The following is a 13,596-nucleotide window of genomic DNA, read 5'->3' as shown; positions in this document are numbered from 1 at the left end:
ATTTATTGACAGAAGAGCCAGAAAGTAGTATAGTCACTCGAACCGAGAGTTTTTAATTTTTAAATTTTATTTTTTTCAGGGGACTAAATGGAAAACGTGCAAGCTGTGATTGCTGCAACAACATTTATATGTGTAATTTTCTTAATAGTTACAGAATGGATACACCTCACAGTTGCGGCATTTCTGGGAGCGGTGATTCTGGTTTTTACCCACGTGATGACGTTAAACAACGCGATCGAATATATCAGTCGGAGTCACGCCACGCTGGGCTTATTTTTTGGAGTCATGGTAATGGTGAGAGCCTTTGAGCCTACCAAAGTATTTGAATACCTGGCAACTCAAATTGTGCTTTTGGCTAAAGGCAAAGGCAAAAATCTCTTGCTGGGTATTGTTGCGATTACTACCCCAATTTGTGCAGTTTTGCCCAATGCCACGACAGTCATGCTGCTAGCACCATTAATTCCGCCAATAGCCGAAGAAGTCGGTGTAGATTTTGTGCCCCTGCTAATTTTAATGGTATTTGTCGCTAACAGTTCGGGACTGCTGACAATCGTGGGCGATCCGGCGACATTCATTGTCGGCGATGCTATTAACATGAGCTTTGCAGATTACCTGGTAAAGTTAAGTTTGGGCGGGGCAATTTCAGTAGGAGTGATAGTAGTTATGTTGCCTTGGTTGTTCCGCGAAATTTGGCACAAAAACTTAGACGATTTGGAACACTTGCCACAGCCCAAAATCAATCACCCGCGAGTCTTAGCAGTGGGCGGTGTAATTATAGCTTTCGTGCTGACATTTTTTGTAGTGGGAGAGTCGTTGCCCGTGCCTATTTCACCGGCAGCCGTTGCTTTGTTGGGGGCTGCTTTGGCAATGCTTTTAGCTCACCATTCCCAAATTGATTCTGTTAATAATATTTTGCGGGATTTAGATTGGAGCACGCTGCTATTTTTTATGTCTATCTTTGTGCTGATTGGCGGTTTGGAAAAAACCGGAGTAATCGGCAATATATCTGGAATATTAGCAGTGATTTTAGGTAAAAATATTTTTCTTGGTTCTTTAGTTTTGTTATTTTTTGTGGGTTTGATGTCGAGCGTGGTGCCAAATATTCCGCTGGTAGTGGCGATGGTGCCGCTGCTAAAACAGTATGTTGTCAATATCGGGCTCGCGCCGACAGAGGTTCTGGCTCCGGATTTTGCAGGGCAGTTTCCACCTGCTGTGCTGCCACTGTTTTATGCGATGATGTACGGAGCAACTTTAGGCGGAAATGGCACTTTGGTAGGAGCTTCTTCTAATATAGTGGCGGCGGGAATTTCTGAACTGCACGGGCGCCGGATTTCTTTTCAAACTTTTCTGCATTACGGGCTGCCTGTGATGGCGCTGCAATTAATAAGTGCGGCTGTTTATGTAACGATTCGGTTTCTGATTTGAAGAAGTCATTAGTCATTAGTCATTGGGCATTGGGCATTGGGCATTAGTTATTGGTCATTAGTCATTAGTTAACAGTCAGCAGTTAACAGTCAACAGTCAACAGTCAACAGTTAACAGTCATCTAAAATTCATCCAATTCTAAGGGAAAAATTACAGTGAAGGAGGAGCCAACTCCTAATTCAGAAACTAATTCGATTTTACCTTGCAAGAGGTTGACTAATCGAGCGACAATTGCTAGCCCTAAGCCGGTACTGTCAGGAATGCCAGAGCTCAGGGAGTTGTCGGCTCTAAAATATGGCAGAAAAATCCGATCGCAGTCTTCTGAAGCCATGCCAATTCCTGTATCCCTGATGCAGATACTCCAATGTTTGTCTGACAATAATTCGGTTTTTATGGTAATAGTACCAGCTTCGGTGTAGCGAATGGCGTTGCTCGCCAAGTTGGTGACAATTTGCTGCAAGCGCAAGTAATCTGTCATAACTTGATCGAGAACCGGAGCGCACTCAACGACAATCTCTAAATTTTTTTCTTTAGCCAAAGGCTCGATTATTTCGACAACAGTCCCGATCGCCGATCGCACATTTGTCGCAGTTAGCTGCAATTTTATGCGTCCCGCGTCGTACCGCGAGATTTCGAGAGTATCGTTAATTAATCTAAGTAACCGTCTACCGTTGCTGAGGACTTTATCAATATGTGCCAAATTGGGAGCAGAATCTTTAAGTCCAGGATTGTTTCGTTGACGCAAAAACAATTCTGAGTAACCAATAATAGAGGTGAGGGGAGTTTTCAATTCGTGAGCTAAGTGAGATAAATTCTCTTGACTGGCGCTAAGCAAGCGAATCAGCTCTTGATTTGTAAGCTGCAATTGGTTTTGCAAATCCTGTAGTCCTTGCAATCTTTCCTGAGTATAGGTTTTGAAACATTTAGCAATTACTTCATCGAGGGCAGTGTCAATTAAGCGGTAAGCTCGGCTCACTTCAGCGGCTGAGCCTTTTAGCAATTCTGGCTCTAAAGCATCGAAAATTACCCTCCGCAGCAAGCGGTATTCCCGCGCAATTTCTTCAGCATCGTAGCCTTGTTTTGCCCTGAGAGTTCCGTGTTCTAAACTTTCTTCTATGAGTGTCCGAATATCGCTTTCTTCTGATTCGGACAGCATAGTTACGATCGCTTGCAGTACAATGGGAAGGCTGTCGCGCACGGAAGTGTAGGTGAGTTGCTTGGCGGTTTCGATTTGGTCGTCGGCGCGAACAGCTTCGATCCAGTTTTCGGTAATTATGTCAATTTGAGCTTGTAGCGCTTGGCTAAAATCAATCATGGCCCTTAATATATAAATCAATTCAACAATCGCATTTTATCTCTCTAGGTTAATTTAATAATTAACTTTTTGAATTTTCTTTCAACTTTTGGGCTTCGCTGAGCAGCAATAGCTACTCCTAAAGACGTATTGACAAAATTATAAGCTCGTGCTAGCTTATTTTAATAAATTGGCTTAAAAAGTCAAGCCTAATCCAGCACTGCGCGATAAAACCAAGCGTTTGGCGGGAGCGGAGGAACCAATTTTCGGGGCGAATCTCTACAGAATTAAAAAGCAAAGTTAAAAATTGCCAAATTTGAGTGTAGTTTTTGATTTTGAAATCTAAGGAGAAGGACATCTCTCAGTCCTAGCCCGTCAGCTAACTTCGCAGGCATTGAGAAGAGACTGAAAAGCCAACTTTCTGAACAAGATAGTTTGGCTTCGTCAGTGTCTCAGGTTGGTATTGTTCAAGATTCTTGTACCTGCCCTGACTCTGAAGGAGATTGAAATGTTCATACAGCTTAATTTATCTGCGATCGCACTTGCAGGAGTTGCAACGTGGAAGCGTGTAAAACCCGTTGTCATCCGAGATGCTGTTTTGTTACCTGCTGCAGGTTTTTTGGGAATTCTTGGCTTGTGGTGGATTGTTGCCAGCTTCAACAGCGATTTGATTCCCACTCCGTATCAGGCGTTAATAGCTAATTTAGATTACATATTGCATCCATTTTATCAGCGCGGGCCTGGAGATTTAGGCATTGGCTGGCTGCTGCTAGCGAGTTTGCGACGGGTGTTGGTGGGATTTTTGCTGGGTGCAGCAGTTGCGATTCCTGTGGGATTTCTGATCGGGATGTCGAAACCGGCAATGATGGCGCTCAATCCGCTGATTCAAATCTTCAAACCGGTGTCGCCGCTAGCGTGGCTGCCGATAGCTTTATCGATTTTTAATTTAGCAGAGCCGTCGGCAATTTTTGTCATATTCATCACGTCTTTGTGGCCGACAATTATCAACACAGCTTTGGGAGTGTCTAGCGTTTCCCAGGATTATCTGGATGTGGCGCGAGTGTTGGAAATGCCGCGCTGGAGGCGGATTACCAAAATAATTTGGCCGGCGAGTTTGCCATACATTTTTACAGGTTTGCGGATTAGTTTGGGGATTGCTTGGCTGGTGATTGTGGCGGTGGAAATGCTGACAGGCGGTGTGGGAATTGGCTTTTTTGTGTGGGATGAATGGAGCCGTTTGAACCTGAGTTCGGTATTTTTAGCGGTGTTTGTAATTGGCTTAACTGGATTGTTGCTCGACGCTGCTGTTGACAAAGTTCAGGAATGGGTAACGCATCGACCGATCATTAATCATTAGTCAGTTTGCAGTTTGCAGTTGTTAGGAAAGCAGTTGTCAGTTGTCAGTTGTCAACAGTCAACAGTCAACAGTCAACAGTTAACAGTCAACAGTCAACAGTTAACAGTCAACAGTCAACAGTTAACAGTTAGCAGTCATTAGTCAAATTAAATATGAGTGACAAGTTTTCCAATGAATGGAAGCGCCGAGAGTTTTTGCAAGGAATGGGCTCGGTGGCGGCGGGAATGGCTTTATCTGGTTGTGGAATTAGCGCGGATCGATCGGCAAAAGGACTCACAGAAGAAGCCTTAGCCGTAAAGCCGGTTGTCGATTCCCGAACCTTAGAAAAACCAAATTTAACCGTAGGATACGTGCCGGTTAACGATTGTGCACCATTTGCGATCGCCTGGAAAAAAGGCTTTTTCCGCAAATACGGTTTAAACGTCCAACTCAACCGCGAAGCAAGCTGGGCAACCTCCCGCGACGGCGTAATCTTCGGCCGCCTCGACGCCTCCCCAGTTGTATCCGGCGCCGTCACAAACGCCCGAGTTGGCGCAGAAGGAGCGCGGCACGCACCCCTGTGCGCCGCAATGACAATTCACCGCCACGGCAACGCCATGACGATGAACAAAGCTATGTGGGATTTCGGTTTGCGCCCGTGGCACGAATACAACGGCAATTTGGAAGAATTTGGCAAACAATTTCGCGCTTTTTTTGACAGTCAGCCACCGGAAAAAAGAGTTTGGGCAGTGGTTCTGAGTTCTGCGATTTACGAATACTTTGTCCGCTACATATCGGCGGCTGCCGGTGTCGATCCGTTCAAAGAATTTCGGGTAATTATTGTGCCGCCGCCGCAGATGGTAACTAATATCAGAATTGGCGCGATGCAGGCTTACATGGTGGCCGAACCTTGGAATACGCGGGCAATTCAAGGCAATTTGGGAGTGGGTTTCACCTTCGTGCAAGGCAAGGAAGTTTGGCTGGGACATCCCGATCGCCTTTTGGGAGTAATGCAATCTTTCATTGAGGAAAATCCGAAGACTTATTACTCGCTGGTTAAGGCAATGGTGGAAGCTTGTCAGTATTGCAGCAAGCCGGAAAATCGCAGTGAAATATCGGCGCTGCTGACTGAGCGATCGTTTACGGGGGCGAAACCGAAAAAAGGGGCGATCGACAAATTTACGCGACCGGCAATAGTGGGCGACTACAACTATGGAGGGTTTGACGGAAAAGACCGCACCATACCATCGCAAGATGCAACTATTTTCTATGACATTCCTAAGAATTTACCTCAAATACCCGGAAATCATTCAACATTTATGTGGCAGTCTCAGAGTATTTGGTTGATGACTCAAGCCGCTCGCTGGGGACAGATTAAAGAAGTGCCAAAAAATGCTGAGGAACTAGCTAAAAAAGCTTGGAGAACCGACCTTTACCGCAAGATTGTTGCCGAAATGGCGATCGATTGTCCCAAGGAGGATTACCAAGTGGAATCGGCAGAACTTTTCATTGATAAAAAGGCATTTGATCCTAGCGATCCGGTGGGTTATTTGAATAGTTTTGAAATTCGAGCAAACCGCCCTCAGTCTTTTTTTCAGTCTTAATGTTTGAGATTTTACGCTTTTCCTACCGTGGCGCCAGGGACTTAAGTCTCTCGCTAATAGCTAAAGTCGGTTGAAACCGACTAAAATATTTTAGGAATTACGCAACGCGAACAAAGAAGCCGGGTTTTTTCACCGAGAGTGAGGGTTTTAAACAAGTATTTGGGTTGAAAAACCAGGTTTCGACGCACCCGTGCATAAGTCCTAGATTTTAGGAATTACGCAACCGGGAGAAAATCAAATTAACACTTTACTACTTTTTAGGAGAATACCGTGACTCAATACTTTTCTACTTCTCTCGAAGCCAGCAGCCAAGTCAAGACCAAATCGGAATTCCTGGAAATTGACAACTTGTTCAAGTCGTATAAAACTGCTGACGGTAGCGAATTTAGCGTCTTGGAAAATATCAATTTAAGTATTGGAGAAAACGAATATATTTCGGTAATTGGTCACTCCGGGTGCGGCAAATCAACGCTGCTAAAAATAGTGGCAGGTTTGGAAAAACAAAGTGCGGGAATGGTGCGCCTCGAAGGAAAAGAAATTCGCAAACCGGGAGCCGATCGCATGATGGTATTTCAGCACTACGGATTGCTGCCTTGGCTGACGGTGCGGGAAAATATTCGGCTGGCAGTTGATGAAGTTTTGCAAAGTCTTAGCCGTTCCGAGAAGATTAGTCTTGTCAACGAACACCTAGCAATGGTAAACTTAACATCGGCAGCCGATAAATATCCAGACGAAATTTCAGGGGGCATGAAACAGCGGGTTGGGATTGCGCGAGCTTTGGCGATTCGACCGAAAATGTTATTAATGGACGAACCGTTTGGAGCGTTGGATGCTCTGACTCGCGGCAAGTTGCAGAAACAGGTGCTGGACATCTGGGAAAATCACAGACAAGCTGCAATGATGATTACTCACGATGTGGATGAAGCTATATATATGTCCGATCGTATTGTGCTGATGACAAACGGCCCGGCTGCGACAATAGGGGAGATTTTGTCAGTGCCGTTTGCACACCCGCGCGATCGCCAGGAGTTGCGGGAATCGAAGGATTATTACGAACTCCGCAACTATGCTTTGAATTTTCTCGATCGCTACTTTACCCAAGACGAATAACGCCCGACGGACAGACCAAACAATTCACTTAAGAGAGGTCAAGCCTGTGAAGCTCAAAACAATGTTAGCGCGTTTTGAAAGTGCATTGGGATATCAAAATTTAGCAGAAGAAATGGTGTTGCTGCCGGAGCCAACATTACCAGTTTCTAAAAAATCAAAATCGCCAAAACAGGCAAAAACAATCAATTTTATTGTCGGTTACAACAGTTCTCCCCAAAGTCAAATAGCTCTAGATATTACCCTTTGGATGGCGCATCAAACTCGTTTAGTAACAACTAAAGAAGTCACGGTTCAAGTCGTCTACGTGATCGACGAATCGCCAAAAAGTTACCGCGAAGATACTTGCAAATTGGCTGTAGCAAATGCCTTGGCCGCACAGCAGAAAGTGTCTGATTTAGAGGAAACATTCGCCCTTAATTGTGCAGCGCCTGGGCTCGCCTTACCAACCGAAATCCCATCGGTATCCCAGCAAAAAACTTTGATTGATCCGCATTATTTCCAAGCAATTTATGGTCAAAATAATGAGTACGAGGTAGCAGATAAGTTGCTGTGGCAAGCGCGCTGTTTGGCTGAGGAGTGGCGCGGTTTATTCAAAGCTCATTTACGCATTGGGCGGGTTGCTACAGAACTGAGAAATGTGGTTGAATTAGAATCAGCAAATTTACTGTTTTTGGGCTGTGGTTCTGGCAACCATCGGCTGGTTAGGGAACTAGGCAATAATTTTCCCTGCTGCGTGCTCGGGATTCCTTCGGCACTCACTTATCAGATGGATTTTGGGCCTGAAGAAAGTTTGAGCAAGTTGCAGTTCGCTACAGCTATGTCTGTACGTTAAACTTGTTCAGTGCTGGACGCGGAACCTAATTATGTAAGGTGCGCAGTGCGCACCCTACGACTTTATGTAGCGCGTCAGACTATTTTTTTGCCTTAGTCCTATCTCGATAAAAAATTCAAAATAGTTTCCTCGCTCCAAGTCTCAATTACGAGACAATTGGGACTTTTTTTTGATTATTGAGATGTTTAAAATTAGAGTTAAGGAAAATTATCGACATTTACCTGATCCTAGACAGTTCGTTAACTAATTTTATCCTTCCCCGGCACACAGAACGCAGGAGGCGATCGATCGAGCGTTTATCTTCCTCAGTTAAAGTTTCGTCAAAAATAGCCGCCATCAAACCGTATCTATCAGCTAAAGTAATGTAGCCTGTATGATTCACTTCGGCAAACAGCTCGCCCAAAGCAGATGGAATCAGGTTGACAGGAGTTTGCATAGAGATTGAGTCTCAACTTGACGATCGCGCGATCGGGCGTTTCTTCGGTAACAGAGGGCGATCGCACTCTTATATTTTGTAAGTATATTCCCTTAAAAGGTGTGACAATAAACAGTAAAAATTTGTGATAGCCAACAGCAAAAATTGTGAACTAAATCACATTTTATATTTCCCAATTATGTTAAGGATTGCAGTTGCGTTTGAGCGCAAACAGAACAACTGAAAACTTAATTTTTTCTAAAGATTGTAAATCTGTACTTCCTCCACAGGTTCAGCTAACTCAAACTTAAACACCCGGGAATAGAAATAGAATTCGCCGTCAAGAGTTCTTTTGATATTTTCAGCGCGGCGAAAACCGTGCTGTTCCCCTTCATAAGCAACATAAGCAACCGGCAAACCTTTAGCTTTCAATATCTCTACCATCATTTCCGCTTGATTGGGCGGAACCACTTTATCTTCTAATCCTTGAAAGAAGATAACAGGACAAGATAAACGTTCGGCAGAATGAATGGGAGAACGAGCTACATACAAATCTTTTCGTTCAGGATAAGGCCCAATCAATCCATCCAGATAGCGCGCTTCAAACTTGTGAGTATCCGTTGCCAAAGCTTCCAAATCGCTAACTCCATAATAGCTTGCACCGGCCTTAAACACATCGCGAAAAGTAAGAGCACACAGAGTAGTGTACCCCCCTGCACTGCCTCCGGCGATCGCCATTCTTTCGCCATCAACTAAATTCTTTTGAGCTAAATATTTAGCACCGTTAACGCAGTCGTCAACATCGACAATTCCCCAACTATCTTGCAGTCTTCTTCTGTATTCTCGGCCGTAACCAGTGCTACCGCCGTAATTAACATCGAGCACGGCAAAACCGCGACTCGTCCAATATTGAATTTTCAAATTCATGCTGCTAGAAGTAGCAGCAGTTGGGCCGCCGTGACTTTTGACGACAAGCGGCGGTTTTTCACCCGCAGGTGCTGCGAAATCTTGATTTTTTGGGGGATAAAAGAAACCGAAAGCAGTCAAACCGTTTTCCGTGGGAAATTCGAGCGGTTCCGGTACAGATAAATAACCAGAATTGATGCTTAAATCGCTCGATTTCCGCCAAATTTGTAGTTGACTTGTTGCTAAATTTAGTTGTACAATAGCCGTAGATTCAGTCGGCGAACCTGCGAGAAAAACAACAGTTTCTCCCCGCGCTTTGACCGACGAAATATCAGTGTAAGGCGTTTCAATTGTTGTCAACTGCTTTGTCGTTAAATCAAGACTCGCTAAATACCACTGGCCTTGCTGAGTGTAGGTGCAAATAATTTTGCTTTCCGAGACAACGGCATAAGTAGACATTCCAAAAACCCACTGAGGAAGTCCGAATTCAGCCGCCATTTCGCACAAGCTGGTTTTTATCTCTGCTTCCCCCCTTACCAAGGGGGGATTGAGGGGGGTTCTAGATTGCCAGCGGTAGAAATTCCACCAGTTAGACTTGTCAGAAACAAAATACAAAACTCCATCGGGCGACCATTCCGGTTGAAAAATCGACTCTTCAACACCGCCAGCAACTAAGTATTTTTCACCTAAAGAACCATCAGCATTAATTTCTGCAACCCACAATTCTGTGCCATCCCACGGCATATTTGGATGGTTCCAACAAATCCAGGAAAGTAGAGAATTGTCTGGACTTAAACGAGGGGAAGCATAAAAATCATTGCCCTGAGTTAAGATTTGAATATCTTCGCCGTTATCTAAATTAATGCTAACAATACTATTGACAGCTTCGCCCTCACCTGCATTGTCTTCGCGCACGCAAATCAGGCGATTTCTTTGCTTGTCAACTATCACATCTGCATAGCAAGAATTAGCAGCAGGTGTCAGAGGTTCGGGTTGAGAATCTAACGCTTGAGAATAAATACGTTGGTCGGCAAAATGAGAAAAATAGACAACACCGCCAGCAACGGCAAAAGCAGCGCCGCCGTATTCGTGAACGCGAGTGCGAACATTAAAAGGAGGCGGTGTCACGTCGCTGATTTTACCATCGGGAGTGCGCCGCACGAGGACGCTTCTCCCCGCTTCCGAAGGTCTTCCCTCAACCCAGTAAATATCATTGCCGTCAATCGCAATTTGTCCGAGTCCGACAGTTCCAGAAACAATTAAATCAGAAGAAATAGGTGATTTCCAAGAGCCGTAAGGTGATACTGTATTCATATAGTTGAGGCAGTTGTGTTTCTCGAACAAAAAAATTAATATTTGTAGTTTACAGTAATTCAGTCACCGGGGAAGCAAAATGTCTAAAAAACTCGTACTAATGGATCACGACGGTGCAGTTGACGACTATCTCTCAGTCGTGTTGCTGATGACAATGGAGGAAGTGGAAACTCTGGGAGTAATTGTCACTCCCGCCGACTGCTACATTCAACCAGCCGTGAGTGCAACGCGCAAAATCCTTGATTTGATGGGGCGTTCTGAAGTTCCGGTGGCGGCGAGTACGGTGCGGGGACTGAACCCTTTTCCGGTGTTGTTTCGGCGAGATTCCTTTGCGTGCGATCGACTTCCCATTCTAAATGAAAAAGGAACCATTGACACGCCGTTAATATCAGAACCCGGACAAAACTTTATGGTGCGAGTTTTGCAAGACGCAGCCGTACCAGTCACATTAATGGTAACGGGGCCGTTAACAACAGTAGCGCAAGCTTTAGATATCGCGCCAGAAATTGAAAGCAAAATTCAAGAAATTGTCTGGATGGGAGGCGCCCTCAATGTTATCGGCAATGTTAGCAAAGATATGGAACCCGGACAAGATATGTCGGCGGAATGGAATGCTTACTGGGACCCGATAGCAATCGAGAGAATTTGGCAAACCCAAATTCCCGTTGTCATGTGTCCTTTAGATATCACTAATAATGTACCGCTGACTGTAGAATTTTCCAATCTCTTAGCAAAACAGCGCAAATATCCCATTTCCGACTTAGCAGGACAGTGTTATGCCCTAGCAATATCTCAAGATTACTATTTTTGGGACATTTTGGCAACTGCTTATTTAGCGCATCCAGAATTTTACCAACTGCGAGAATGGGAAACAGAAATTATCACCGAAGGCATCAGCCAAGGACGCACAAAAGTTAAAACGGGAGGTCGAAAAATTCAAGCAATGGATCAAGTAGACACCGCCCAATTTTACAAATACATATTACAACAGTGGGCGAGGTAAAAATCACAATATCTGCTATAAGCGAGCAAAATCTCCGTACAAAACCCACCCTAACGCGAATATTTGCGGGCCCTTCTCTTCCCTCTCTTCCTCTGCGCCCTCTGCGCCCTCTGCGGTAAAAAAAACTCCTCTCAAAAATGCTGCCAATTCTATCAATTATCCCCTTAGCCCAAACCCCTCCCGCACCTCAAGAAATCCTCCAAATCCAAGAAGTGCGACATCTCCCCGGACAGTTAGACAACATACCAGTATTTAACAGCAACAGTCCAGAATTAGTGCTGCAAGAAGGAATTTTGCTTTCGACATTTGCCCCGGATGGTAAAAGATTTCCGGCGGCACATTTAAACTTTCCGTTTCAAGGACGTTTCGACATATTTACCCACCACATCGCCCGCGCACCTTCGCCGGAAGATTTGCGAACCTTATATCAAGGAGTAATTGTTTATAATCCAGGTAATAAACCAGTAAAATTAGATATATTGCAAGCTGCGAGTTATCTCAGTCAACCCGATGCACCTTTTATTGAATTGCCGCCACAAGTCGATAATTCAAACAGTAATATTTACGCGGGGCCGGGAAGCCGCGCTGTGAATGATATTCTCAGAGGAAGGAGACAGTCAGAGTTTGGGCCTGAGTTAATTATTCCACCGGGAAAAAGCCAACTGTTGATGAATCATCCGATACCCGTGCGGGGATTGGTACCGCCGCTAAACGGTCGATCGACCTTGATGCGGTTGCAGAGCGATGGTATAGTCTATGTTGCCAGTCTGGCGATGTTTGCCCGAGTTGACGCACAGGGAAACGAGCGATCGCCCAATTTGACAGAATGGCAAAACTTATTAGACAATGGTAATATAGCTGGGCCGCGCGATCGAACTCCCACACCACCAGAAATCACCGAAGGTCAAATAATCTACGGCCGAGTTGCCGGTGTAGCATTAGGTTCAGAATGGCGAGCACTTCTCTCAGACAACCAAGCCACATCAAACCTAGCAACTCCCCAACCCGGAACAGCATTTTCCTACGCATTAAGCAGTCTCCCGCGCGGAATGCTGGGCACAAATCAAGTGCAAAGTGCGAGAATGCTAGTCCGCTACCCAGATACAGCATACCGCGCCCACGGCAATTACGGAATTCAATACAGTCTCAGCTTGCCGCTGTACAATTCTACCCGCAACAACCAAACTGTAACTGTCGCAATTCAAACTCCAATTAAGACAGACAAATTAACTTCAGGAGGACTTAGTTTTTTAGAACCTCCGGCACCTCAAACTTTTTTTAGGGGGACGGTCAGAGTGCGGTATACTGATGACAATAAAGTGCCTCAAACTCGCTACGTGCATTTAGTGCAGCGGCGGGGACAGCAGGGGGAACCTTTGGTAAAATTAGAGATGAAATCGGGAGAAAAGCGGCTGGTAGAAGTGGATTTTATTTATCCGCCCGATGCGTCACCGCCGCAAGTTTTGACAGTGAAAACTCAGGAAAATTGAACATTAAAAATTAGTCGGTTTTTTGAAAGACTTAGGTTTTTATAGGAGATATTAAAAACTGCGCGTTTTTCCTCAGCCCGGAGGGGTTTAAACCCCCGCATCAGAGCTGCAAGTCGGTTAAAACTGAGATGTTGCACCATTGTCAAGAACAGGCAAGATGCCTGTTACACAAGAGATAAATTTCCTTGTGGAACAGGCATCTTGCCTGTTCCTAAACAAGTAATTGAGAATGGTGCAAGATGTCAGTTTTAACCGAATCAAGAGTTCGACAGAGAGAATTGATTTTTAAGAAGATGAAACCATCACGCAAACTGTGGATTATCGCCTGTGTTTTGTACGTTTTAATTCTTCTCAGTATCATGCTTTTAGCAGATACGGGGAATTTAGTCAACTTTCCTCTCGCTCATCCGCCTTATGACAAACTCGGCCACTTCATTTTGTACGGAATAGCATCTTTTTTGTGCCATAGAGCAACTGGCAAAAAAAAGATGAATTTGTTTAATTATTCTATTCCTTTCGGACCCGCAATTTTTACTATGTTCACTGCGGCGGAAGAAATGCTGCAAGCGATTTTACCAAATCGTACTGCTAGTATTGAAGATTTTTTATTTAGTTTTTGCGGGATTGCAGTTTTTTATTGGATTGGAGAAGTTTGGGATAGAACAAAAGGGCATTGATGATAGAGAAGGAAGCAGGAAGAAGGAAGTTCGGCAAGGGATTCTGTAACGGATGTAACGGATGTCAGGAAGAAGGAAGAAGGAAGTTTGTAGGGTGTGCAATGAGCATCGGTTGACGAGTGTCAGCAACTTTTGTCAATGGTGACTCTGCCCGCACGGGTAAAGAAATATTTGCAGCACAAACTGGAGC

Annotated in this window: 11 protein-coding genes and 1 riboswitch; of the genes, 8 read left to right on the top strand and 3 right to left on the bottom strand. The window is 44.7% G+C overall.

Going from position 1 to position 13,596, the window contains the following annotated elements:
• Window positions 1–87 precede the first annotated feature (87 nt).
• Window positions 88–1,425, top strand: a complete 1,338-nt coding sequence (locus tag QUA58_RS17905; protein ID WP_333395130.1) for an ArsB/NhaD family transporter — start codon at window positions 88–90, stop codon at window positions 1,423–1,425.
• 121 nt (window positions 1,426–1,546) lie between these two features.
• Here the strand turns inward: QUA58_RS17905 and QUA58_RS17900 are convergent, their stop codons facing one another.
• Window positions 1,547–2,740, bottom strand: coding sequence for a sensor histidine kinase (locus QUA58_RS17900; protein ID WP_333254584.1), 1,194 nt, complete (start codon window positions 2,738–2,740; stop codon window positions 1,547–1,549).
• A 175-nt stretch (window positions 2,741–2,915) separates the two neighbouring features.
• A riboswitch (cyclic di-AMP (ydaO/yuaA leader) is annotated at window positions 2,916–3,128 on the top strand.
• A gap of 99 nt (window positions 3,129–3,227) precedes the next feature.
• On the opposite strand from QUA58_RS17900, the gene ntrB reads away from it, so the two are divergent.
• The 4 genes from ntrB to QUA58_RS17880 all read left to right on the top strand — a co-directional run bounded on the left by ntrB (window position 3,228) and on the right by QUA58_RS17880 (window position 7,601).
• Complete coding sequence (gene ntrB / locus QUA58_RS17895) at window positions 3,228–4,076, top strand: nitrate ABC transporter permease (protein WP_333395128.1); 849 nt, start codon at window positions 3,228–3,230, stop codon at window positions 4,074–4,076.
• 152 nt (window positions 4,077–4,228) lie between these two features.
• A complete protein-coding gene (locus QUA58_RS17890; RefSeq protein ID WP_333395126.1) occupies window positions 4,229–5,659 on the top strand; it encodes an ABC transporter substrate-binding protein in 1,431 nt (476 codons plus the stop codon).
• Window positions 5,660–5,929: 270 nt separating this feature from the next.
• Entirely contained in the window at window positions 5,930–6,769 is an 840-nt protein-coding gene (locus tag QUA58_RS17885) for a nitrate ABC transporter ATP-binding protein (protein ID WP_333395125.1), read from the top strand.
• A 46-nt stretch (window positions 6,770–6,815) separates the two neighbouring features.
• A complete protein-coding gene (locus QUA58_RS17880; protein WP_333395123.1) occupies window positions 6,816–7,601 on the top strand; it encodes a universal stress protein in 786 nt (261 codons plus the stop codon).
• Between the two features lie 217 nt (window positions 7,602–7,818).
• Here the strand turns inward: QUA58_RS17880 and QUA58_RS17875 are convergent, their stop codons facing one another.
• Together QUA58_RS17875 and QUA58_RS17870 are read right to left on the bottom strand one after the other, a co-directional pair.
• Window positions 7,819–8,037, bottom strand: coding sequence for a hypothetical protein (locus QUA58_RS17875; RefSeq protein WP_333254593.1), 219 nt, complete (start codon window positions 8,035–8,037; stop codon window positions 7,819–7,821).
• A 237-nt stretch (window positions 8,038–8,274) separates the two neighbouring features.
• Complete coding sequence (locus QUA58_RS17870; RefSeq protein ID WP_333395121.1) at window positions 8,275–10,236, bottom strand: S9 family peptidase; 1,962 nt, start codon at window positions 10,234–10,236, stop codon at window positions 8,275–8,277.
• 79 nt (window positions 10,237–10,315) lie between these two features.
• On the opposite strand from QUA58_RS17870, the gene QUA58_RS17865 reads away from it, so the two are divergent.
• The 3 genes from QUA58_RS17865 (at window position 10,316) to QUA58_RS17855 (ending at window position 13,406) form a co-directional block, all read left to right on the top strand.
• Entirely contained in the window at window positions 10,316–11,239 is a 924-nt protein-coding gene (locus QUA58_RS17865; RefSeq protein ID WP_333395119.1) for a nucleoside hydrolase, read from the top strand.
• A 137-nt stretch (window positions 11,240–11,376) separates the two neighbouring features.
• Window positions 11,377–12,729, top strand: a complete 1,353-nt coding sequence (locus QUA58_RS17860) for a DUF3370 domain-containing protein (protein ID WP_333395117.1) — start codon at window positions 11,377–11,379, stop codon at window positions 12,727–12,729.
• A gap of 293 nt (window positions 12,730–13,022) precedes the next feature.
• A complete protein-coding gene (locus QUA58_RS17855) occupies window positions 13,023–13,406 on the top strand; it encodes a VanZ family protein (protein ID WP_333309939.1) in 384 nt (127 codons plus the stop codon).
• The last annotated feature ends 190 nt before the right edge of the window (window positions 13,407–13,596 follow it).

It is taken from the genome of Microcoleus sp. N9_A1 (genome assembly GCF_036701795.1).
Taxonomy (GTDB): Bacteria; Cyanobacteriota; Cyanobacteriia; order Cyanobacteriales; family Microcoleaceae; genus Microcoleus.
Note: the sequence above shows the minus strand (reverse complement) of the source record. Positions and strands in the feature narration are given on the sequence as shown.

Coding starts and splice junctions, on each gene's coding strand:
- ntrB (WP_333395128.1), top strand. CDS start 3,228: ATGTTCATACAGCTTAATTTATCTGCGATCGCACTTGCAGGAGTTGCA.
- QUA58_RS17855 (WP_333309939.1), top strand. CDS start 13,023: ATGAAACCATCACGCAAACTGTGGATTATCGCCTGTGTTTTGTACGTT.
- QUA58_RS17870 (WP_333395121.1), bottom strand. CDS start 10,236: ATGAATACAGTATCACCTTACGGCTCTTGGAAATCACCTATTTCTTCT.
- QUA58_RS17900 (WP_333254584.1), bottom strand. CDS start 2,740: ATGATTGATTTTAGCCAAGCGCTACAAGCTCAAATTGACATAATTACC.
- QUA58_RS17860 (WP_333395117.1), top strand. CDS start 11,377: ATGCTGCCAATTCTATCAATTATCCCCTTAGCCCAAACCCCTCCCGCA.
- QUA58_RS17890 (WP_333395126.1), top strand. CDS start 4,229: ATGAGTGACAAGTTTTCCAATGAATGGAAGCGCCGAGAGTTTTTGCAA.
- QUA58_RS17905 (WP_333395130.1), top strand. CDS start 88: ATGGAAAACGTGCAAGCTGTGATTGCTGCAACAACATTTATATGTGTA.
- QUA58_RS17875 (WP_333254593.1), bottom strand. CDS start 8,037: ATGCAAACTCCTGTCAACCTGATTCCATCTGCTTTGGGCGAGCTGTTT.
- QUA58_RS17865 (WP_333395119.1), top strand. CDS start 10,316: ATGTCTAAAAAACTCGTACTAATGGATCACGACGGTGCAGTTGACGAC.